We start from the raw sequence: 20,769 nt of genomic DNA, 5'->3' as shown, positions 1-20,769 counted from the left end.
GCGCCGGTGCGGCGGCGCACCATGCGTCGCGCGCATTGCGATGACGAAATGCGCGCGACGCGGGGAAACAGCGGTTTATAATCGTCCGCCAGACTTAGAACAGCAACCCGCGCCGGACGAATCTCGCAGCATCGATTGCAGCGCCCGCCTGTCCGGCATACAAAGGGCCGGACGACATGGAAGCGAAACCTCCCCGCCGCACCCGCGAACGGATTCTCGAGTTGTCGTTGAAACTCTTCAACGAGATCGGCGAGCCGAACGTCACGACCACGACGATCGCCGAGGAAATGGAAATCAGTCCAGGCAACCTGTACTACCATTTCCGCAACAAGGACGACATCATCAACAGCATCTTCGCGCAGTTCGAGCAGCAGATCGAACGGCGGCTGCGCTTTCCCGAAGATCACCGTCCCACCATCGACGAGACCTGGTCGTACCTGCAGTACATGGCCGATTTCATGTGGACCTACCGGTTCCTGTATCGCGACCTCAACGACCTGCTCGCGCGCAATCGCACGCTCGAAACCCACTTCAAGCAGATCATCAGCCACAAGGTGCGCTTCGCGCACGACATGTGCGAGCTGCTCGTGTCCGACGCCGAGATGGTCGCGACGCCTGCCGAAATCGAAGTCATCGCCACCAACATGGCCGTGATCTCGACGTACTGGCTGTCGTATCAGTACGTGATGCATCCGCGCAAGTACAACGACCAGGATGCGATCCGCGAAGAGCTGCACCAGGTCAGCATGCACGTGATCTCGATCATGGCCCCGTACCTGCGCGGCCGTTCGCGTCAGCTGTTCGACGATCTGGTGTCCGGCAAGCTGCCCAAGCGCGAGTTCACCGACTACCTGCCGCCGCGCGACGGGTCGCCGCGCGCCGCCGGCAGCACCGCCGCCGCCGCCACGAAGCCGGCCGCGAAGGACGTGAAGCAATGAAGGCAGTCTGCGTGTATTGCGGCTCGTCGTCCGGCGTGCGGCCCGTCTATGCGGACGCCGCGCGCGCGTTCGGCCGTGCGCTCGTCGCGGCGGACCTCACGCTCGTCTACGGCGGCGGGCGCGTCGGCCTGATGGGCACGATCGCCGACGAAGTGATGGCGGCCGGCGGCCGTGCGGTCGGCGTGATTCCCGAACTGCTGGTCGACAAGGAAGTCGGCCATACGGGGCTGTCCGAGCTGCACGTCGTCCCGGACATGCACCACCGGAAGAAGATGATGGCCGACCTCGCCGACGCATTCGTCGCGATGCCCGGCGGCGCCGGCACGCTCGAGGAGCTGTTCGAGGTCTACACCTGGGCGCAACTCGGCTATCACCGCAAGCCGGTCGCGCTGTACAACATCGATTCGTTCTACGACCCGCTGATCGCGATGCTGCGCCATACGGTCGACGAAGGCTTCATGCGGCCGACCTATTTCGACACCCTGTGCATCGGCGCCGAACCGGTCGCGCTGATCGAGCAGCTACGCCGCTACCAGCCGCCCGCGCGCGACAAGTGGGCGCCCGACGCCGCCAAATAACGCGCCGACAACGCTCCAACGCTCGGCCGCCCGAGCACTCACCCGAGTCCGCAGATGATGCCCTCGCCGTCCGACCGCAAGACCGTTCTCATCACCGGCGCGAGCCGCGGCATCGGCCGCGCGAGCGCCGTGCTCGCGGCGGCGCGCGGCTGGGACGTCGGCATCAACTACACGCGCGACGCGGCGGCCGCCGAACTGACCGCACGAGCCGTGCGCGACGCCGGCGGCCGCGCGTGCGTGGTCGCGGGCGACGTGTCGAACGAAGCGGACGTCATCGCGATGTTCGACGCCGTCGCGACCGCGTTCGGCCGCCTTGACGCGCTCGTCAACAACGCGGGCATCGTCGCGCCGTCGATGCCGCTCGCCGACATGTCGGTCGACCGCTTGCGGCGCATGTTCGATACCAACGTGCTCGGCGCGTATCTGTGCGCGCGCGAAGCCGCGCGCCGACTGTCCACCGACCGCGGCGGGCGCGGCGGCGCGATCGTCAACGTGTCGTCGATCGCGTCGCGGCTCGGCTCGCCGAACGAGTACGTCGACTATGCCGGCTCGAAAGGGGCGGTCGATGCGCTGACGATCGGCCTCGCGAAGGAACTGGGCCCGCATGGTGTGCGGGTCAACGCGGTGCGCCCCGGCCTGATCGAGACCGAGATCCATGCGAGCGGCGGCCAGCCCGACCGCGCGGCCCGGCTCGGCGCGCAGACGCCGCTCGGCCGCGCGGGCGAAGCGCACGAGATCGCCGAAGCGATCGTGTGGCTCATCAGCGACGCGGCGTCGTACACGACCGGCGCGCTACTGGACGTCGGCGGCGGCCGCTGATCCGGCCCCAGGGCGGCCGCCCCGGCCGCCGCCCGACTCGCCCGGTGGTCACAACACCACAAATCTCCACAATATCGTGGCGCTCCCAGTAAACATTCGTAACAGTTCCGTGGTCTACTAGCGCCCAGCGACGCAACCGGCCATCCGGCTGCCAGGTCGCGTCGATGCAAACCAAAACGGCCCGGCCAATGTCGCCGGCCCGGCTTCACCAGACCGAGATCTTTTCCATGCCAGGAACCGCAGCGCCCGGCCGGCGACGCACGCCCGTGCCCGCCTCGGCACACCACACCCGATCGACCGCCGATCCCGACCTCGATACGACGCTTCATACCGCCGGCTCGCCGTCCGGGGCGGCAGCCGCGGCCGCGGCTGCGGCCGTGACGGTGGCCGTGAGCGTCGCCGACGCGCCCCGCGACCGCGCGCTGCGGCTGGCCTGGCGCGCGTGGCTGCTGGTCGCGGCACTGGCGGCTGCGTACCTGCTGCCCGGCATAGTGGGCCACGATCCGTGGAAGCAGGACGAAACCTATACGTTCGGCATCATCCAGCACATGCTGGAGACCGGCGACTTCGTCGTGCCGACCAACGCCGGCCAGCCCTTCATGGAGAAGCCGCCGCTCTACGCGGCGGTCGCGACCAGCCTCGCATGGTTGCTGCAGCGCGTGATGCCGCTGCACGATGCGGCGCGCCTCGCGAGCGCGCTGTTCGCCGCGCTGGCGTTCGGCTTCATCGCGCGCGCGGCGCGCAGCGCGAGCCGCGCCGAGCGCTGGCTCGACCTGCGCGTGCTCGGCCCCGTGGTGCTCAGCGCGGGCACGCTCGTCGTCGTCAAGCACGTGCACGACATGATGACCGACGTCGCGCTATTCGCCGGCACCGCGATGGGCTTTTGCGGACTGCTCGAACTGGTGATGCAGCACGTCGCGCGCGGGCGCCAGTTGCAGCACGGGCTGCCGGTGCGGCCGTCCGGCCCCTGGGCTGCGCCGCTGTTCGGCGCCGGCGTCGGTATCGCACTGATGTCGAAGGGACTGTTCGTGCCGCTGGTGTTCGCGGCGACGCTCGTGGCCGCGATGGCGCTCTACCCCGCGTGCCGCACGCGCGCGTTCGCGCGCTCGCTCGGGCTCGCGGCGCTCGTGTTCGCCCCATTCGCGCTGATCTGGCCGATCGCGCTGTTCCTGCGCTCCGAGACGCTCTTCATGACGTGGTTCTGGGACAACAACGTCGGCCGCTTCTTCGGCTTCTCCGTGCCCGAACTCGGCGCGGAGAACGACAAGCCGTTCTTCATCCTGCGTGCGTTCGTGCTGCTCGGCTTCCCGGTCGCGCCGCTCGCGATCGCCGCCCTCGCCCGCGGCGCGTGGCGCGAATGGCGCACGCCGCGCATTGCGCTGCCCGTGCTGTTCGCCGGCATCGGGCTGGCCGTGCTGCAGGTGTCCGCCACATCCCGCCAGCTCTACATCCTGCCGTTCTTCGCGCCGCTCGCGCTGGTCGCCGCGCAGGCGATCGAGCGTCTGCCGCGCGCGCTGCATCTCGCCTGGGATTACCTGAGCCGCGCGCTGTTCGGCACGGTCGTCATGCTCGCGTGGGCGATCTGGGCGGTGATGGCCGATCCGAACGCGTCGCGCGCCGGCGTCGCGGTGCTCGGCCGCTGGCTGCCGCTCGACTGGACGATGCCGCTCGTGCCCGGATTCGTGATCGGCGCGCTCGCGCTGACGGTGGGCTGGCTGTGGCTGCTGCCGAAGCTGCGCACGACCGGCCCGTGGCGCGGCGCGCTGTCGTGGGGCGCGGGCGCGCTGGTCGCATGGGGGCTCGTGTACACGCTGCTGCTGCCGTGGCTGGACGTCGCGAAAAGCTACCGGTCGGTGTTCGAAGACCTGAACGCGCATCTCGCGCTCGAATGGAACGACGGCGACTGCATGGCGAGCCTGCACGGGCTCGGCGAATCGGAAGCGCCGATGCTGTACTACTTCTCCGGGATCCGCCACACGCCGATCGACGACGCGACGACGACGCGCTGCACGTGGATGATCGTCCAGGGCGTGCGGGCCGTCGATCCGGCGCCGGGCAGCGAATGGAAGCTGTTCTGGACCGGAGCGCGCCCGGGCGACAACGAAGAACTGCTGCGCGTCTACGTGCGCACGCCCGACCAGCACGCGCTGCAGTGAGCGCCGTCCGCGGCGCGGCCGCCTGACGCGGCTGGCTCCGCGAACGGCGTGAACCCGGCTTCACGCGTCAAAACGACGCGCCGCGCTCGCGCAGGAACGCGACTTCTTCGTCGCTCGAAACACGGCCGAGGATCGCGTTGCGGTGCGGAAAGCGGCCGAAGCGCCGGATCACCGCCGCATGGCGCAACGCGTGGTCGTGATAGCCGCGGCAACCGGCCTCGTCGCGAATGCCCGCGCAGAGCCGCACGGCCTCGCGCTGGCTTTGCTCCGATTCGTCGTGCTCGAACGGCAGATAAACGAACGCACGATGATGGCCGCTCGGCAGTTGCGCGTCCCAGCCGGCCGCGACGACGCGCCGCGCAAGCGTCAGCGCCTGCGAATCGGCGGCGAATGCGCGCGGCGTGCCGCGATGGATGTTGCGCGAGAACTGGTCGAGGACGACGATCAGCGCCAGCGCGCCGAGCGGCGTGCCCGCCCAGTGATCGCAGGCGCCGTCGCACGCGGCATCGTGCAGCGCGCCGTAGCGCGTGCGCAGCAGATCGTCGAATGCCGCGCCGCCGTTGAACCAGATCTTGCGCCCGCGGCCGAACGTCGCAGAACCCGGCGCGCCGAACCAGAAATCCAGTATCTCGCGCGCTTGCAGATCGAGCCTCGCGGCGGGATCGGTGCGATCCGTGCGATCGGTGGGGCCGTCGAAGGTCATGCGAACGCCAGCACCACGCGCCGTGTCCGCGCACTCTTCTTCTCGAGCTTCGCGACCCGCAGCGCGCCAACTTCCGCCGTGTTGCGCACGTGCGTGCCGCCGCACGGCTGCAGATCGACGCCTTCGATGCGCAGCAAGCGCACGCGGCCGAGCCCCATCGGCGGCTTCACGCTCATCGTGCGGACGAGATCGGGGCGCTCGGCCATTTCGGCGTCGGTGATCCATTCGGTCGTGACCGCATGCGCGCCGTGCACCAGCGCCGCGAGCCGCTGTTCGACGTCGGCGCGCTCGATCGCGTCCGACGTCGCGAAATCGAGCCGCACGTAGTCGGCCGTCACGCTGCAGCCGTCGACCGGATACGGCAGCACTGCGCACATCAGGTGCGCGGCCGTGTGCAGCCGCATGTGCCGGTAGCGGCGCGCCCAGTCGATGTCGGCGACCACGCGCGCGCCGGGCCGCAGCGCGGCGATGCGCGCCTCCTGGCCGGGCGCCGGCACGTGCACGGCGTCGTCGGGCGTGGCGCCGTCGAAGCGCGCCTTGTGCGTGTCGGCGATCGCGATCGTGCCGCCGTCGGGCAGCGTGAGCGTCCCGGCGTCGCCGGCCTGGCCGCCGCCGAGCGGATAGAACACGGTGCGGTCGAGCCGGATGCCGTCGTCGCCGACGGCCGCGACGACGGCCTCGCATCGTGTCAGGTAGGCGTCTTCACGGAACAGCGCATGAGTCGTCATCGAGAAGCCTCGCAGCAATGGGGAGACGGCCAGTGTCGCGCCGCATCCGGCGGGCGCCCAGATCCACCTCGTCCGCGCGCGCCGCTGCGGCGTACCGGTCGATCAACCGGGCCGGTTGCGCATCCAGTCGGCCGTTTCGTAGAACGAGTGCATGAGGCGCACGCGCAGCGGCTCGGGCAAGCCGATGTCCTCCATCGCCCAAGCCATGCAGCGCAGCCACTGGTCGCGGCCGTCCGATGCGATCGGGTACGGCAGATGGCGCGCGCGCAGGCGCGGGTGGCCGAACCGGCTGATGTAGTGGTCGGGACCGCCGAGCCAGCCGCACAGGAACCAGAACAGCTTGTCGCGCGAACCGTCGAGCGAGGTCGGATGCAGCGCGCGAAGCTCGGCGAATTCCGGCTCGAGGTCCATCAGATCGTAGAAGCGGTCCACCATTTCGCGCACGCGGGCTTCGCCGCCCACGAGTTCGAACGCCGTCGGCTGCGACGGCGCTTCGTCATTCACATCGGTCATACGAATAGTCGGAAACGGGATGATCGGGGCCGCCGGCGACGCTCACGCGTCGCGCAGCGACTGCAGCGCAGGGCGCCGCAACACATTATGCAGGCTCAGCCAGCCCGCTGCAGCGGCGCACGCGATGCCGGCGGCGATGCCGGCCGGCACGAGCCACGGATCGACCGCGAGCCGAAAGTCGAACACGCGCGCGGCGAGCACCCAGCCGACCGCGATCGCGCCCGCCGACGCGAGCGCGCCCGCCAGTGCGCCCACGACCACGAATTCCGCGCGCTGCACCGCGCGAACCTGCGCGCGCGACGCACCGAGCGCGCGCAGCAGCGCGGCCTCGTGCACGCGCTCGTCGCGCGAGCCGGCGAGCGCCGTGTACAACACCAGCACGCCGGCCGCGAGCGTGAACGCAAACAGGAACTGCACCGCGCCGACCACCTGCAGCATCATCCGCTCCAGCTGCGCGAGGATCGGCGCGACGTCGATCGCCGTCAGGTTCGGATAGCGCGCGATCAGCGGATCGAGCAACGACGCCTGCGCGGCCGGCAGATGGAAGCTCGTCAGATAGACGGCCGGGAAATCCTTCAGCACCGGCGGCGGCATCAGCACGAAGAAGTTGACGCGGAACGAACCCCAGTCGAGCTTGCGCACGCTGGTGATCGGCGCATCGACCGTCAGCCCGGTCACGTCGAAGCGCAGCGTGTCGCCCATCTTCACGTTCAGCGTCTTCGCGAGGCCGGCCTCGATCGAGATCTGCGGCGCGGCCGACGCGCCGAACCAGTCGCCGGCGACGACCCGATTGTCGGCCGGCAGCTCGGTCGTATACGACAGGTTGAATTCGCGATCGACCAGCCGGCGCGCGTCGTCGGACTGGTAGGCGTCGGGGTTCACCGGCTTGCCGTTGATCGCGACGAGCCGGCCGCGCACCATCGGCGCCGGCACCGCGTCGCGCACGCCGTGCGCGGCGAGCCACGCGGCGACGTCGGCGCGCTGGTCCGGCTGGATGTCGATCAGGAACTGGTTCGGCGCATCGGGCGGCGTCGATTGCCGCCAGCCGGCCACGAGGTCGTTGCGCGTGATCGCGATCAGCAGCAGGCACATCAGGCCCAGCGCGAGCGCGGTGATCTGCAGCGCGCTGGCCGTGCCGCGCCGATGCAGCGACGCGAGCGCATAACGCCAGCCGACGCCCGCCGCCACGCGCGCGTTGCGCACCGCGCGCGCGGCCGCGTACAGCACGAGCCGCGCGATCAGCGCGAAGCCGACCAGCGCGCCGACGAAGCCGCCCGCGACGATCAGCCCGAGCTTCAGGTTGCCGGCCGCGACGATCAGCAGCCCCGCGAACAATACGACGCCGACCGCATACGCGGCCCACGCGATGCGCGACGCGTCGCCCCAGTCGCGCCGCAGCACCCGCACCGGCGGCACGCGCGTGAGCGGCGCGAGCGGCGGCAGCGCGAAGCCGAGCAGCAGCACGAGCGCCGCGCCGATGCCGATCAGCGCGGGCTGCAGCGTCGGCGGCGGGAGCGCCACCTCGATCAGGCCGCCGAGCGCGCCGAGCAGCGCCCAGTGGCCGCCGTAGCCGAGCACCGCGCCCGCCACGCCCGACACGATGCCGAGCCCCGCGAATTCGAGCGCGAACAGCGCGCCTAGCGTGCGCCGGCTCACGCCGAGGCAGCGCATCGTCGCGCAGCCGTCGAGATGACGCCGCATGTAGCGCTGCGCGGCCATCGCGATCGCGACCGCGGCCAGCAGCGCGGTGAGCAGCGCGACCAGCGTCAGGAAATGGCGGGCGCGATCGAGCGTCTGCCGCACCTGCGGCTGCCCTTCCTGCAGCGATTCGAGCCCGACGCCGCGCAGCTTGCCGCCGTCGACGCGCCCGTGCGCATCCGCTTCGAAGCGCGCGACGGCACGTGCGTCGCCGGCGACCAGCAACCGGTACATCACACGGCTGCCGTAGCCCGTGAGGCCCGTCGCGGCGAGCTCGTCCGCGCGCATCATCAGCCGCGGCGAGAAATTGACGAACGAGAAGCCACGATCGAGCTCGCGGGAAATCGACGCGGCGACCGTGAACGTGCGCAGCCCGACGCGCACGGTGTCGCCGGCCTTCAGATGCAGCGCGTCGAGCAGCGCCGGATCGGCCCACACGGTGCCGGGCGCGGGGATGTCGGTCGTCTGGCGCGCGGCGGACGCGCCGGCCGGCACGATCTCGACCGCGCCGTGCAGCGGGTAGCCTGCCGACACCGCCTTCACGGCCGCGAGGCGCGCGGGCGCCGCGTCGCCCGGCCGGGGCGCGGCGGCCGCCGCGATCATGCTCGGGAAGATGGCCGTCGTCGCGGTGCGCAGGCCGAGCGCGTGTGCGTCGCGCGCGAACGACGGATCGACCGGATGATCGGCGCGCACGACGAAATCGGCGCCGAGCATCTGTCGCGCGTCGCGCTCGAGCCCCTGGCGCAGCCGGTCGGCGAGAAAACCGACGCTCGTCAGCGCGGCGACCGCGAGCACCAGCGCCAGCACGAGCAACGTGAGTTCGCCCGCGCGCCAGTCGCGCGCGGTCATCCGCGCGGCCTGGCGCACCAGGTCACGCCAGCCGAAGCGGCCGGCATGCGCGGGCCGCCCGGCCGGCGACGGGTCAGCGTGCTGACGTTCGAGCGAGGCGCGCGGCTTCAATCGCGCTTGCCTCCAAGCGAATTGAGCCGCGACACCATGTGGTAGGCCATGCCGCGGAACCCGCCCGACACGCCGCGCCACAGACGCGGCAGCGCCCACGCGGACGCCGCGATGAACGCCGCCAGCAGCACCAGGAACGCGAGCGGCACGAAGAATGCGAGCGCGAGGCCGCCGAACACGAGCCCGTCCTCGGTGGACGACGCGACCCAGTTCGAGATCGGCTCCGGAGACAGGTTGATCAGCGCGCGCGTGCCGGCCTTGGCGACGTGCGCGGCGCCGGCGAGCGAGCCGCCGGCCAGCCCGGCGATCGCGAGCACGGTCGGATCGGCATGGCCGAGCGCGCCGGCGGCGAGCACCGCGCCGGCCGGAATGCGGATGAAGGTATGGACGGCGTCCCACAGCGAATCGAACGCGGGGATCTTGTCGGCAAGGAATTCGGTGACCGCGAGCACGCCGGCCGCGCCGATCACCCACGGCGACGTCAGCACCGCGAGCGTGTCTGGCAGATGGAGCCAGCCGGCTCGCGCGAGCACACCGGCAATCAGGACCGTCAGATAAAGGCGCAGCCCGCTCGCCCACGCGAGCCCCGCGCCGAGCGAAATGGCTTCGATCATGGGCCTCTCCTTGCACGTTGCGTGCGCTTTGCCGATTGATCGGATCGAGTCGGTGTGACGGCCGCGCGGCGCGTGGCGACCGGTGCCGCCGGCCGCGAACGGCGCACCGGCATTCAGGCCCGAATGCGTTCCATTATAGACAGGCTATCGGCAGCGCCGCGCAATTCCACAGGGTGGCGCAGGCGCATGGGGACGTGCCTGCCGGCGTCACGGGCATCAGGGGCGTCAAGCGCCCGACGACAGCTTAAGGCCCACCAGCCCGAGCACGATCAGCACCGCGCTCGCCACGCGCGCCACCGTCAGCGCCTCGCCCAGCATCACGATGCCGAACGCGAACGCCCCGACCGCGCCGATGCCCGTCCACACCGCATACGCGGTGCCGAGCGGCAGCTGGCGCATCGCGATCGCGAGCAGCGCGAAGCTCGCCAGCGCCGTCACGATCGTAAACACCGACGGTCCGGGCTTTGTGAAGCCCTCGGACGATTTCATGCTGGCCGCCCACGCCACTTCGAGCAAACCGGCAATCAACAGCAATACCCACGCCATCTCGACGTACTCCGGATCGGATGGGGTCGTCCCCGTTGCAGCGAATGGCCCGGGGCCGTCCCCGGGCGGCGCCGAGTATAGCAACGGCGGCGCGGACTGCCCGAGCGGCGGGAACCGGTCGGGACCGAGCTGGGCCAGGTGTAGCCGATGAACGCCGGCGGCCACACCACAGCCCGGTTCGCCGCAGCGGCCGAGCGCTCAGTTCGAGACGCGCGCCGCGCCGGCGTCGCCGACGCAGCGGTCGTCGCGGTACAGCGCCCATTCGTCGCACACGCGCCCGTCCTTGAACACGCACATCCCGACCTGCCCGCGCGGTAGCGTGCGCACCACGTGCCGGCCGCCGAGCTTCTCGCAATTGACGGTCGCGGGGTTCGCGAGCACCGGCTGCGCCGCCTGCCCGGGCGGCAGCGGCTGTGCGAACGCGCCGGGCCCGACGAGCGCCAGCGCACAGATGACGACCAGACGGACGGACATGGCACCCTCCTCGGTTTCGTTCATGCAGCGCTCAGCATAACGGGGAATCGGGCCGTGTGTGCGGCACCGCTCGCTGCGTCACGCATCACGCACCGCGCATCACGCGACGCCGACGAGCCGGTAGCCGACCCCCGTCTCGGTCACGATGTGCTCGGGCTGGGCGGGATCGCGTTCGAGCTTCTGGCGCAGGTGCGCCATGTAGATGCGCAGATAGTGATGGCTTTCGACGTGCGACGGCCCCCACACGTCGCGCAGCAACTGGCGGTGCGTGAGCACGCGCCCCGCATGCCGCACCAGCGTCGCGAGCAGCCGGTATTCGAGCGGCGTCAGATGCACGATCTCGCCGTCGCGCCACACCTGGCGCAGCGCGAGATCGACGCTCACGCCGCCGAAGGCGACCTTCGGCGATTCGCTCGCGCCGCCCTGGTTGCGCCGACGCAGTTGCGCACGGATGCGCGCGCGCAGCTCCGATACGCCGAACGGTTTGGTCAGGTAGTCGTCGGCGCCGGCGTCGAGCGCGGCGACCTTTTCGTCTTCCTGCGTGCGCGCGGACAGGACGATCACCGGAACCTCCGACCAGCCGCGCAGCTCGCGGATCACGTCGAGGCCGTCGGTGTCGGGCAGCCCGAGGTCGACGATCACGAGATCGGGCTTGCGCGTCGCCGCGTCGATCAGCCCCTGCTTGCCCGTCTCCGCGTCGAATACGGCGATGCCGTCCTCTTCGAGCGCGGCGCGCACGAAGCGGCGGATCTGTTTCTCGTCCTCGATCAGGACGACGGTCAGGCTCGGTTCAGTCATGGTCAGGCAAGGGCTCGGAGGGGAACGATGCGCCGGGCGCGTCGATTTCGTCGTCGATGTCGTCATCGGGTGGGGCCGGCACCGCCGGCGGCGTGTCGACCGGCAGCGTGAACCAGAAGCGCGCGCCCGTCACGCGTCCGTCGGGCGCGGTGCGGTTGAGCGCGCCGATTTTACCGCCGTGCGCCTCGACGATCGCGCGGCAGATCGCGAGGCCGAGCCCGATGCCCGGCGTCGCCGATTCCTTCTCGCCGCGCGTGAACTTGTCGAAGATGCGCGTCTCCATCCCGTGCGGCAGACCGGGGCCGTAATCGTCGACGTACACGCGCACGAACGGCTGGCCGTCGTCGCTCACACGCTCGGCGCCGATCTCGATCGGCGCGTCGGCCGGCGTGTATTTCGCGGCGTTCTCGAACAGGTTCGTGAACAGCCGCTCCATCAGCACCGCGTCCATCTGCAGCAGCGGCAGGTCGGCCGGCAGCGACACGCGCGCGGGATGCCGCGCGAGCACGCGCTTGCACGCGGCGAGCGCCGCGCCGACGGTTTCCTCGAGCAGCGACCACTGACGCTTGATCTGCAGGCTGCCAGCCTGCAGCCGCGCCATGTCGAGCAGGTTCGTGACGATGCCCGTCATCCGCAGCGCCTCGTCGTGGATCGCGTCGACGAGCTCGCGTTCGCGCTGCGCCAAGCGCTGGGCAGCGGCGGCGTCGAGGGGTGCGGGTGGCGCGGGTGGCGCGGGTGGCGCGGGTGGCGCGGGTGGCGCGGGTGTCGTCGGTGTCGTCGGTGCCGCTGGTGCCGCTGATGACACCGGCGAAGCGGATGACTCCGGCGAAGCAGGCGATGCGAGCGACGCAGATGCCCCCTCCCCCGCCGCGCGCCCGTTCGCGAGCATCGACGAGAAGCCGACGATGGTGGTGAGCGGCGTGCGCAGGTCGTGCGAAATCGCCGACAACAGCGAGTTCCTCAGCCGCTCGGACTCCATGTTGACGAGCGCATCGCGCGCGATCTCGACGTAATGCACGCGTTCGAGCGCGAGCGCGATCTGCGCGGCGAACGCATCGAGCATCCGCTGCTGCTCGGGCACCTCCAGCTCGTGCGGCTCGCGCGACACGACCGCCAGCACGCCGCGCGTGCGCATCGGCGCCTTCAGCGGCAAATACAGCGCGGCCGTCGCGGGCAGCGTGTCGGTGCCGCGGCCGGCCGGCTTCTGCTGGTCGTACACCCATTGCCCGACGTCGCTGTCGAGCTCGGCGCCCGTCAGCGTGACGGCGGCGTCCGGGTCCTCGATCTTCTGGCGCACCTGGTCGGCGCTGTCGGGCAGCAGAAACGCGACGCGCGCGCGAAACACCTCGCTCACGTGACGGCTGCCGATCTCGACGATCTGCTCGGTCGTCAGCGCGGCGCCCAGCTCGCGCGCCATCGCGTAGATCGCGCCGGTGCGACGCTCGCGGCGCTGCGCGACGCTCGCCTGGCGCGTGAGCGTCGACGTCAGATGGCTGATCACGAGCGACGTGAGCAGCATGCCGAAGAAGGTCAGCAGGTATTGCGTGTCGCTCACCGAGAACGACATGCGCGGCGGCACGAAGAAGAAGTCGAACGCGGCGACCGACAGGAACGACTGCAGCACGCCCGGCCCGCGCCCGAGCCGCACGGCCGAGAACACGACGCCGAGCAGGTACAGCATCACGAGGTTGGTCAGGTCGAGCCGCCCCGACACGACGCTCGCCAAGCCGGTGATCGCCGCGCAGATCGCGGCCGCGTACAGGTAGTGGCGCGGCGGCGAGCGCCGCGTGCCGAACTGCGCGAACGCGTCGCGCCAGTCGCGCGCGCGCGCGTCGAGCGGCGCCGCGCGCACCTCGTCGCTCGCCGACGCGCGTATCAGCATCAGATCGACGTCGCCCGCGCGCTCGGCGAGCTGCTCGCCGAACGGCCGCGCGAAGCGCCGCACGACGCCGACCTTCGGCGAACCGCCCGCGACGATCTTCGACACGTTGCGCACCTTCGCATAGCCGATCAGCGCGGCGACCGCGTCGTCGCCCGCGAGCGTGGCCGTCTCCGCGCCGAGCTCGGCCGCGAGCTTCAGCGCATCGAGCGTGCGCTGCCGGCGCGCGTCGGGCAGCCGCTGCAGCCGCGGCGTCTCGACGTACGCGGCGATCCAGTCGGCCTTCAGGCTCGCGGCGAGCCGCGCGGCGGCGCGCACCAGCGTCGGCGCCTCCGGCCCCGGCCCGATGCACACGAGCAGCCGCTCGCGCGCCTGCCAGATGCGCTGGATCGAGCGATCGGCACGGTACTCGCGCATCTGCGCGTCGACGCGGTCGGCCGTGCGCCGCAGCGCGAGCTCGCGCAGCGCGATCAGGTTGCCCTTGCGGAAGAAGTTGCGCACCGCACGCTCGGCCTGCTGCGCGAGATACACCTTGCCGTCGCGCATCCGCTCGAGCAGCTCCTCGGCCGGCAGGTCCACCAGCGTGACCTCGTCGGCCGCGTCGAACACACGGTCGGGCACCGTCTCCCACACGCGAATGCCGGTGATCGCGCCCACCACGTCGTTCAGGCTCTCGAGATGCTGGACGTTGACGGTCGTGTAGACGTCGATGCCCGCATCGAGCAGCTCGTGGACGTCCTGCCAGCGCTTCAGATGGCGCGCGCCCTGCACGTTCGAATGCGCGAGCTCGTCGACGAGAATCAGTTGCGGCGCACGCGCGAGCGCCCCGTCGAGATCGAATTCGGCGAGCGTGCGGCCGCGATACTCGATATGGGCGAGCGGCAGCACGTCGAGCCCATCGAGCAGCGCGGCGGTTTCGCTGCGGCCGTGCGTCTCGACGATGCCGACGACGACGTCGACGCCGTCCTGCTTGCGCTGACGCGCGGCCTGCAGCATCGCGTAGGTCTTGCCGACGCCGGCAGACGCGCCGAAGAAGACCTTGAGCTGGCCGCGCCGCTGCTTTGCCGCATCTCGCTGCAGCTTGTCGAGGAGTTGGTCGGGATCGGGACGGTTCATCCGGGAGGAAGGCGAAGCGCCGGACTGCGCGCGAGTACCGGCATTGTTGTTCCAAATCGCCGCAAAAGGCAAAGACGGCGCACGCGCCGTCGTTCAGGGCGAGACCGGCTTGCGGCTTGGCGGCTCACGGCGCGCGCGGCTTGCGGCCTGTGGCGGGCGGCTTGCGATTGACGTAGCTTCCGACTCACCTCGCCGCAAGCCACGCCCAGCGCGCCCGCCCGGCTCAATGCCCGCCCTGCGCCGCGTCGAGCGCGAGGTTCAGCTTCAGCACGTTCACGCGCGGCTCGCCGAGCACGCCGAACTGGCGGCCCGTCGTGTTCGCGGCGACGAGCTGCGCGACCGCGTCGGCCGTCAGCTTGCGCGCCTTGGCGACGCGCTCGATCTGGTACGCGGCCGCGGCCGGCGTGATGTCCGGGTCCAGACCGCTCGCGGACGCCGTCACGAGGTCGACCGGGACCGGCTTCGACAAATCGGTGCCCGCGTCGCGCAGCGCGGCGATGCGCGCCTTCACCTGCTCGGCGAGCGACGGATTGAGCGGCCCGAGGTTCGAGCCGCCGGAGCCGGCCGCGTTGTACGGCATCGGCGCGGTGGCCGACAAGCGGCCCCAGAAGTAGCGCGGCGCATCGAACGGCTGGCCGATCAGCGCGGAGCCGACGGCCCGGCCGTCGCGCTCGATCAGGCTGCCGTCGGCCTGCGCCGGAAACACGGCCTGACCGAACGCGGTCATCACGGCCGGATAGGCCATGCCCGTCACGACGGTCAGCACGGCAAAGATCACGACCAGCGGGCGAATCAACGTTTTCATGAGGGTTCCTTCGAATCCGGTGCGCTCAGGCCCAGCCGAGCGCGGCGAGCGTCATGTCGATCAGCTTGATGAACGGGAACGGCAGCAGCACGCCGCCCAGCCCGTACACCAGCAGGTTGCGGCGCAGCAGCGTCGCGGCGCCGAGCGGCCGGTAGGCGACGCCCTTCAGCGCGAGCGGGATCAGCGCGACGATGATCAGCGCATTGAAGATCACTGCCGACAGGATCGCCGACGCCGGCGACGTCAAATGCATGATGTCGAGCACGCGCAGCTGCGGGTAGGTGGTGACGAACGCGGCCGGGATGATCGCGAAGTACTTCGCGATGTCGTTCGCGATCGAGAAGGTCGTCAGCGAGCCGCGCGTCATCAGCATCTGCTTGCCGATCTCGACGATCTCGATCAGCTTGGTCGGGTTCGAGTCGAGGTCGACCATGTTGCCGGCCTCCTTCGCCGCCTGCGTGCCGGTGTTCATCGCGACCGCCACGTCGGCCTGCGCGAGCGCCGGCGCGTCGTTGGTGCCGTCGCCGGTCATCGCGACGAGGCGCCCGGCCGCCTGGTGTTCGCGGATCGTCGCGAGCTTGGTTTCCGGCGTGGCTTCCGCGAGGAAATCGTCGACGCCCGCCTCCGCCGCGATCGCCGCGGCCGTCAGCCGGTTGTCGCCGGTCACCATCACCGTCTTGATGCCCATCTTGCGCAGCTCCGCGAAGCGCTCCTTGATGCCGCCCTTCACGATGTCCTTCAGCTCGATCACGCCGAGCACGCGCGCGGCGCCGTCGTGCAGCTCCGCGACCACGAGCGGCGTGCTGCCGCGGCGCGCGACCTCGTCGACCGCGCGGCGCACGTCGTCCGGAAAGCGGCTGCCGTGCAGCTCGACGTAGCGGCGAATCGCATCGGCGGCGCCCTTGCGGATTTCGCGGCCGGGCAGATCGACGCCGCTCATCCGCGTCTGCGCGGAGAAGCCGAGGAACGTCGCCTGCAGCTGCGCGAGGTCGCGCTGGCGGATGTTGAAGCGCTCCTTGGCCAGCACCACGATGCTGCGGCCTTCCGGCGTTTCGTCGGCGAGCGACGACAGCTGCGCGGCGTCGGCCAGCGCTTCCTCGGTCACGCCCGGCGCCGGCACGAACGCCGACGCCTGACGGTTGCCGAGCGTGATCGTGCCGGTCTTGTCGAGCAGCAGCACGTCGACGTCGCCGGCCGCTTCCACCGCGCGGCCCGACGTCGCGATCACGTTCGCCTGCATCATCCGGCTCATGCCCGCGACGCCGATCGCGGACAGCAGCCCGCCGATCGTGGTCGGAATCAGGCACACCAGCAGCGCGACGAGCACCGTGATCGTCACCACGTGGCCGGACTTCATCGCCTCGACCGAGAACATCGAGAACGGCAGCAGCGTCGCGGTCGCGAGCAGCATCACGATCGTCAATGCGACCAGCAGGATCGTCAGCGCGACCTCGTTCGGCGTCTTCTTGCGCTTCGCGCCCTCGACCATCGCGATCATCCGGTCGAGGAACGCCTCGCCGGGGTTCGCGGTGACCTTCACGACGATCCAGTCGGACAGCACGCGCGTGCCGCCCGTCACCGACGAGAAGTCGCCGCCGGACTCGCGGATCACCGGCGCGGACTCGCCGGTGATCGCCGATTCGTCGACCGACGCGACGCCGTCCACCACTTCGCCGTCGGCCGGAATCACGTCGCCGGTCTCGACCAGCACGACGTCGCCCTTGCGCAGGTCCGACGCCGTCGTGATGCGGATCGGCGACTTCGGATGCGGCTCGTTGAGCTTCTTGGCCATCACGTCCTTCTTCGCGCTGCGCAGCGACGCGGCCTGCGCCTTCGAGCGCCCCTCCGCGAGCGCTTCGGCGAAGTTCGCGAACAGCACCGTGAACCACAGCCACAGCGCGATCGCGAGGATGAAGCCCGCGGGCGCCTCGGCCTGGCCGGCGAGCGCCGCGATCCACAGGATGGTCGTCAGGATGCTGCCGACGTACACGCAGAACATCACCGGATTGCGCAGCTGCGTGCGCGGCGTGAGCTTCTTGAACGAATCCACGATCGCCGGGCGCAGCAGCGCCGGATCGAACATGGACCGTGTTGCGGAATGTTGAGTCATGGCGATCTCTTCAATCTCTTCAGTCTTGTCAACGTGTCGCGATGCGCGCGCGTCACGCGCCCAGCCACATCATCAGGTGCTCGACGCCCGGCCCGAGCGCGAGCGCCGGCACGTAGGTCAGCGCGCCCACCAGCAGCACGGTGCCGAGCAGCAGCACGACGAACAGCGGCCCATGCGTGGGCAGCGTGCCGCTCGTCGCGGCGATGCGCTTCTTCGCGGCGAGCGAGCCGGCGATCGCCAGCACCGGCACGATCGTGCCGAAGCGGCCGAACCACATCGCGATGGCGGTCGTCCAGTTGTAGAACGGCGTGCCGACCGTCAGGCCCGCGAACGCGCTGCCGTTGTTGTTCGCCGCCGAGCTGAACGCGTACAGGATCTCCGAGAAGCCGTGCGGGCCGGGGTTCGCGATGCCGGCCCGACCGGCGTCGGCGAGCACCGCGATCGACGTGCCGACCAGCACGAGCAGCGGCGTGAGCAGCACGACGATCGACACCATCTTCATCTCGTACGACTCGATCTTCTTGCCGACGTATTCGGGCGTGCGGCCGATCATCAGGCCCGCGACGAACACCGCCAGCAGCGCGAACACGAGCATCCCGTAAAGGCCGGAGCCGACGCCGCCGTAGATCACCTCGCCGAGCTGCATCAGCAGCATCGGCACGAGGCCGCCGAGCGGCGTCAGCGAATCGTGCATCGTGTCGACCGCCCCGCACGACGCGGCGGTGGTCGCGACCGTGAAGATGCCCGTCTGCGCGATGCCGAAGCGCGTCTCCTTGCCTTCCATGTTGCCGCCCGGCTGCAGCGCGCTCGCCTGCTGGTCGACGTGCAGCGCCGCGAGCGTCGGATTGCCGGCCTGCTCGGCGCTCACCTCGACGCCGAGCGCGATCGCGAACGCGACCGTCATCGCCGCGAGCACCGCGACACCCTGCCGGCGATCGCCGATCATGTGGCCGAACACCAGCGCCAGCGCGGCCGGGATGATCAGGATCGAGAAGATCTGCACGAAGTTCGCGAACGGCGTCGGGTTCTCGTACGGATGCGCGGAGTTCGCGTTGAAGAAGCCGCCGCCGTTGGTGCCGAGCATCTTGATCGCTTCCTGCGACGCGACCGGTCCCATCGCGAGCGTCTGCTTGACGAGCGGAGTCGGCACCGTGACCGGATTGCCGTGGTCGTCCTTCACCGCGTTGCCCTGCGCGTCGAGCTTCGGCGCCGCATAGGTGCTCGCCTGCAGCACCGGCACGTCCTGGTATGCCTTCATGTTCTGGATCACGCCCTGGCTCATCAGCAGCGCGGCGACCAGCGCGGCCATCGGCACGAGCACGTACAGCGTCACGCGCGTGAGGTCGACCCAGAAGTTGCCGATCGTCTGCGCCGTATGGCGCGCGAAGCCGCGGATCAGCGCGATCACGACGACGATCCCGGTCGCGGCCGACAGGAAGTTCTGCACGGTCATGCCGAGCATCTGCGTCAGATAGCTGACGGTCTGCTCGGGCGTGTAGTCCTGCCAGTTAGTGTTGGTGACGAAGCTGACCGCGGTGTTGAACGCGCCGTCGGCCGTCATCGCGCCGAACTGCTGCGGATTGCCGGGCAGGACGCCCTGCAGCCGCAGCAGCCCGTACAGGAACAGCGCGCCGAGCGCGTTGAACGCGATCGTCGCGAGCGCGTACTGCTTCCAGTTCATCTCGGTGCCCGCATCGACGCCGGCGATGCGGTACAGCGCGCGCTCGAGCGGCCCGAACACGCGCACCACGCGCGAGCTGCCGTCCATCACGCCCGTCAGGTAACGCGCGACCGGCACCGCGGCCGCGAGCAGCACGACGATGAACAGCGCGATCTGAAACACGTCGTTCGCGTTCATTCGATGTCCTCCGCGCGCAGCAGCGCGAACACGAGATACGCGAACAGCAGGGCCGTCGAGGCGCCCGCGAGCCAAAGCATCCAGGTCATGCGCGTCCCCCGCGGCCGGATTGCGCGAGCTTCTCGCAACCGGCAAGCAAGCCGAGGATCAGCGCGGTGAACAGCACCAGTGCGCCGATGAAAACCCCATCCATTTTTGTGTTCTCCGTCGTCGTAATCGGACGACTAGAACCTTATGGGAACGTGCGTAAAGGACGGGTCAAAGGTGATCGGGGCGGTATAAAAAACGCGTAAACGCGGCGCGCGGCGAGCGGCCGGCGCAGCAGCGGCGAGATGGCCGGCGCGCGGGAGCGAGGGAATCGAAGAGGCGCCGGCGGCCGCACGTTCGGCCGCCGCCGGCGTCGCCACGCTGCGTGCCGGCGCAGCGCCGGCACGCAGGCGCGGCGTCACGGCACGAGGACGGTCGAGCCGGTGGTCTTGCGCGACTCGAGGTCGGCGTGCGCGCGGCCGACTTCCGCGAGCGGATAGCGCTGGTTGATGCTGGTCTTCACCTTGCCCGACAGGATCACGTCGAACAGCTCGGCGGCCGCGGCTTCGAGATCGGCGCGCTTCGCGATGTACGAGAACAGCGTCGGGCGCGTGAAGAACAGCGAGCCGCGCGACGAGAATTCCTTCGAGTCGATCGGCGGCAGCGGCCCCGACGCATTGCCGAAGCTGACGAAGTAGCCGAGCGGCGCGAGGCAGTCGAGCGAGCCGATGTAGGTGTCCTTGCCGATCGAGTCGTAGACCACCGGCACGCCCGCGCCATTGGTGATCTCCTTCACGCGCTGCGTGAAGTTCTCGCGCGTGTAGACGATCGGATGATCGCAGCCGTGCGCGCTCGCGAGCGCGGCCTTCTCGTCGGAGCCGACCGTGCCGATCACGGTCGCGCCGAGCGCCTTCGCCCACTGGCACACGAGCAGCCCCACCCCGCCGGCCGCCGCATGGATCAGGATGGTGTCGCCGGCCTTCACCGGATAAGTGCGGCGCAGCAGGTAGTGGGCGGTGAGCCCCTGGAGCATCACCGACGCCGCGTCGTCGTAGCCGATCGCGTCGGGCAGCTTCACGAGCCGCTCGGCCGGCATCACGCGCTCCTGCGCATACGCGCCGGGCGGCTGGCCGACGTAGGCGACCCGGTCGCCGGCCTTGAGCGCGCTCACGCCGTCGCCGACGGCCGTCACTTCGCCGGCCGCCTCCATGCCGAGGCCGCCGGGCAGCGGTTGCGGATAGAGGCCCGTGCGGAAATACACGTCGATGTAGTTGAGGCCGACCGCGTGCTGCCGGATGCGGACCTCGCCCGCCTTCGGCTCGCCGACCTCGACGTCGACCCACTTCATCACCTCCGGGCCGCCCGGCTGGTCGTATCGGATTGCTTTCGGCATCGTTTCGCTCCTCGTGGGTGAATGCTTCAAGGGAAGGTTCGCGCGCCGCCGCGCGG

Annotated in this window: 18 protein-coding genes; 4 read left to right on the top strand and 14 right to left on the bottom strand. The window is 70.3% G+C overall.

The genetic code is table 11. The annotated features are described in order from the left end of the window. The first annotated feature begins 176 nt into the window (after nt 1–176). The 4 genes from MBR110_RS06680 to MBR110_RS06665 all read left to right on the top strand — a co-directional run bounded on the left by MBR110_RS06680 (nt 177) and on the right by MBR110_RS06665 (nt 4,491). Entirely contained in the window at nt 177–938 is a 762-nt protein-coding gene (locus MBR110_RS06680; protein ID WP_045578920.1) for a TetR/AcrR family transcriptional regulator, read from the top strand. After that, nucleotides 935–1,516: a TIGR00730 family Rossman fold protein gene (locus MBR110_RS06675; protein ID WP_034194062.1), complete on the top strand. Its 582-nt coding sequence runs from the start codon at nt 935–937 to the stop codon at nt 1,514–1,516. Before MBR110_RS06680 ends, MBR110_RS06675 begins: the two co-directional genes overlap by 4 nt. 57 nt (nt 1,517–1,573) lie before the next feature. Continuing rightward, on the top strand, nt 1,574–2,335 hold the full coding sequence (locus tag MBR110_RS06670) for an SDR family oxidoreductase (RefSeq protein WP_034194084.1): 762 nt from the start codon (nt 1,574–1,576) through the stop codon (nt 2,333–2,335). 227 nt (nt 2,336–2,562) lie between these two features. Then, nucleotides 2,563–4,491 (top strand): ArnT family glycosyltransferase, encoded by a 1,929-nt coding sequence (locus MBR110_RS06665; RefSeq protein ID WP_014723372.1) that lies wholly within the window; start codon nt 2,563–2,565, stop codon nt 4,489–4,491. Nucleotides 4,492–4,558: 67 nt separating this feature from the next. On the opposite strand, the gene MBR110_RS06660 is transcribed toward MBR110_RS06665, so the two are convergent. From MBR110_RS06660 to MBR110_RS06595, 14 genes are all read right to left on the bottom strand, one after another. Next, nucleotides 4,559–5,194: a DUF924 family protein gene (locus MBR110_RS06660; RefSeq protein WP_069264606.1), complete on the bottom strand. Its 636-nt coding sequence runs from the start codon at nt 5,192–5,194 to the stop codon at nt 4,559–4,561. Then, nucleotides 5,191–5,922 (bottom strand): alanyl-tRNA editing protein, encoded by a 732-nt coding sequence (locus MBR110_RS06655; RefSeq protein ID WP_046424368.1) that lies wholly within the window; start codon nt 5,920–5,922, stop codon nt 5,191–5,193. The genes MBR110_RS06660 and MBR110_RS06655 overlap by 4 nt, the downstream gene beginning before the upstream one ends. 102 nt (nt 5,923–6,024) lie before the next feature. Further along, nucleotides 6,025–6,435 (bottom strand): group II truncated hemoglobin, encoded by a 411-nt coding sequence (locus MBR110_RS06650; RefSeq protein WP_011885561.1) that lies wholly within the window; start codon nt 6,433–6,435, stop codon nt 6,025–6,027. Nucleotides 6,436–6,477: 42 nt separating this feature from the next. Further along, on the bottom strand, nt 6,478–8,982 hold the full coding sequence (locus MBR110_RS06645; RefSeq protein ID WP_258569972.1) for an ABC transporter permease: 2,505 nt from the start codon (nt 8,980–8,982) through the stop codon (nt 6,478–6,480). A 107-nt stretch (nt 8,983–9,089) separates the two neighbouring features. Continuing rightward, nucleotides 9,090–9,707 (bottom strand): DUF4126 domain-containing protein, encoded by a 618-nt coding sequence (locus tag MBR110_RS06640; RefSeq protein WP_059461284.1) that lies wholly within the window; start codon nt 9,705–9,707, stop codon nt 9,090–9,092. Between the two features lie 225 nt (nt 9,708–9,932). Then, the gene (locus MBR110_RS06635; RefSeq protein WP_059461283.1) at nt 9,933–10,253 is read right to left on the bottom strand and encodes a DMT family transporter; all 321 of its coding nucleotides are present in this window, start codon (nt 10,251–10,253) and stop codon (nt 9,933–9,935) included. A gap of 198 nt (nt 10,254–10,451) precedes the next feature. Then, a complete protein-coding gene (locus tag MBR110_RS06630; RefSeq protein ID WP_181709230.1) occupies nt 10,452–10,727 on the bottom strand; it encodes a putative hemolysin in 276 nt (91 codons plus the stop codon). Nucleotides 10,728–10,826: 99 nt separating this feature from the next. Then, nucleotides 10,827–11,525 carry a two-component system response regulator KdpE gene (gene kdpE / locus MBR110_RS06625; RefSeq protein ID WP_011885566.1) on the bottom strand — a complete coding sequence of 233 codons (699 nt, stop codon included), beginning with the start codon at nt 11,523–11,525 and terminating at the stop codon, nt 10,827–10,829. Then, nucleotides 11,518–14,520 carry a DUF4118 domain-containing protein gene (locus tag MBR110_RS06620; RefSeq protein ID WP_181709229.1) on the bottom strand — a complete coding sequence of 1,001 codons (3,003 nt, stop codon included), beginning with the start codon at nt 14,518–14,520 and terminating at the stop codon, nt 11,518–11,520. Before MBR110_RS06620 ends, kdpE begins: the two co-directional genes overlap by 8 nt. Before the next feature lie 223 nt (nt 14,521–14,743). Further along, the gene (gene kdpC / locus MBR110_RS06615) at nt 14,744–15,325 is read right to left on the bottom strand and encodes a potassium-transporting ATPase subunit KdpC (protein WP_014723380.1); all 582 of its coding nucleotides are present in this window, start codon (nt 15,323–15,325) and stop codon (nt 14,744–14,746) included. A 25-nt stretch (nt 15,326–15,350) separates the two neighbouring features. After that, nucleotides 15,351–17,435: a potassium-transporting ATPase subunit KdpB gene (gene kdpB / locus MBR110_RS06610; RefSeq protein ID WP_041493868.1), complete on the bottom strand. Its 2,085-nt coding sequence runs from the start codon at nt 17,433–17,435 to the stop codon at nt 15,351–15,353. Between the two features lie 52 nt (nt 17,436–17,487). Further along, the gene (gene kdpA, locus MBR110_RS06605) at nt 17,488–19,293 is read right to left on the bottom strand and encodes a potassium-transporting ATPase subunit KdpA (protein ID WP_034194054.1); all 1,806 of its coding nucleotides are present in this window, start codon (nt 19,291–19,293) and stop codon (nt 17,488–17,490) included. Continuing rightward, nucleotides 19,290–19,382 carry a K(+)-transporting ATPase subunit F gene (kdpF, locus tag MBR110_RS06600; RefSeq protein WP_006752209.1) on the bottom strand — a complete coding sequence of 31 codons (93 nt, stop codon included), beginning with the start codon at nt 19,380–19,382 and terminating at the stop codon, nt 19,290–19,292. Before kdpF ends, kdpA begins: the two co-directional genes overlap by 4 nt. 356 nt (nt 19,383–19,738) lie before the next feature. Next, on the bottom strand, nt 19,739–20,713 hold the full coding sequence (locus tag MBR110_RS06595; protein ID WP_034194052.1) for a quinone oxidoreductase family protein: 975 nt from the start codon (nt 20,711–20,713) through the stop codon (nt 19,739–19,741). Nucleotides 20,714–20,769 lie beyond the last annotated feature (56 nt).

This window comes from Burkholderia sp. MBR-1, from assembly GCF_013822785.1.
Classification (GTDB): domain Bacteria; phylum Pseudomonadota; class Gammaproteobacteria; order Burkholderiales; family Burkholderiaceae; genus Burkholderia; species Burkholderia vietnamiensis.
Note: the sequence above shows the minus strand (reverse complement) of the source record. Positions and strands in the feature narration are given on the sequence as shown.

Excerpts from the sequence above, each read along its gene's own strand:
- MBR110_RS06680 (WP_045578920.1), top strand. The coding sequence starts at position 177 with ATGGAAGCGAAACCTCCCCGCCGCACCCGCGAACGGATTCTCGAGTTG.
- MBR110_RS06675 (WP_034194062.1), top strand. The coding sequence starts at position 935 with ATGAAGGCAGTCTGCGTGTATTGCGGCTCGTCGTCCGGCGTGCGGCCC.
- MBR110_RS06670 (WP_034194084.1), top strand. The coding sequence starts at position 1,574 with ATGCCCTCGCCGTCCGACCGCAAGACCGTTCTCATCACCGGCGCGAGC.
- MBR110_RS06665 (WP_014723372.1), top strand. The coding sequence starts at position 2,563 with ATGCCAGGAACCGCAGCGCCCGGCCGGCGACGCACGCCCGTGCCCGCC.
- MBR110_RS06660 (WP_069264606.1), bottom strand. The coding sequence starts at position 5,194 with ATGACCTTCGACGGCCCCACCGATCGCACGGATCGCACCGATCCCGCC.
- MBR110_RS06655 (WP_046424368.1), bottom strand. The coding sequence starts at position 5,922 with ATGACGACTCATGCGCTGTTCCGTGAAGACGCCTACCTGACACGATGC.
- MBR110_RS06650 (WP_011885561.1), bottom strand. The coding sequence starts at position 6,435 with ATGACCGATGTGAATGACGAAGCGCCGTCGCAGCCGACGGCGTTCGAA.
- MBR110_RS06645 (WP_258569972.1), bottom strand. The coding sequence starts at position 8,982 with ATGACCGCGCGCGACTGGCGCGCGGGCGAACTCACGTTGCTCGTGCTG.
- MBR110_RS06640 (WP_059461284.1), bottom strand. The coding sequence starts at position 9,707 with ATGATCGAAGCCATTTCGCTCGGCGCGGGGCTCGCGTGGGCGAGCGGG.
- MBR110_RS06635 (WP_059461283.1), bottom strand. The coding sequence starts at position 10,253 with ATGGCGTGGGTATTGCTGTTGATTGCCGGTTTGCTCGAAGTGGCGTGG.
- MBR110_RS06630 (WP_181709230.1), bottom strand. The coding sequence starts at position 10,727 with ATGTCCGTCCGTCTGGTCGTCATCTGTGCGCTGGCGCTCGTCGGGCCC.
- kdpE (WP_011885566.1), bottom strand. The coding sequence starts at position 11,525 with ATGACTGAACCGAGCCTGACCGTCGTCCTGATCGAGGACGAGAAACAG.
- MBR110_RS06620 (WP_181709229.1), bottom strand. The coding sequence starts at position 14,520 with ATGAACCGTCCCGATCCCGACCAACTCCTCGACAAGCTGCAGCGAGAT.
- kdpC (WP_014723380.1), bottom strand. The coding sequence starts at position 15,325 with ATGAAAACGTTGATTCGCCCGCTGGTCGTGATCTTTGCCGTGCTGACC.
- kdpB (WP_041493868.1), bottom strand. The coding sequence starts at position 17,435 with ATGACTCAACATTCCGCAACACGGTCCATGTTCGATCCGGCGCTGCTG.
- kdpA (WP_034194054.1), bottom strand. The coding sequence starts at position 19,293 with ATGAACGCGAACGACGTGTTTCAGATCGCGCTGTTCATCGTCGTGCTG.
- kdpF (WP_006752209.1), bottom strand. The coding sequence starts at position 19,382 with ATGACCTGGATGCTTTGGCTCGCGGGCGCCTCGACGGCCCTGCTGTTC.
- MBR110_RS06595 (WP_034194052.1), bottom strand. The coding sequence starts at position 20,713 with ATGCCGAAAGCAATCCGATACGACCAGCCGGGCGGCCCGGAGGTGATG.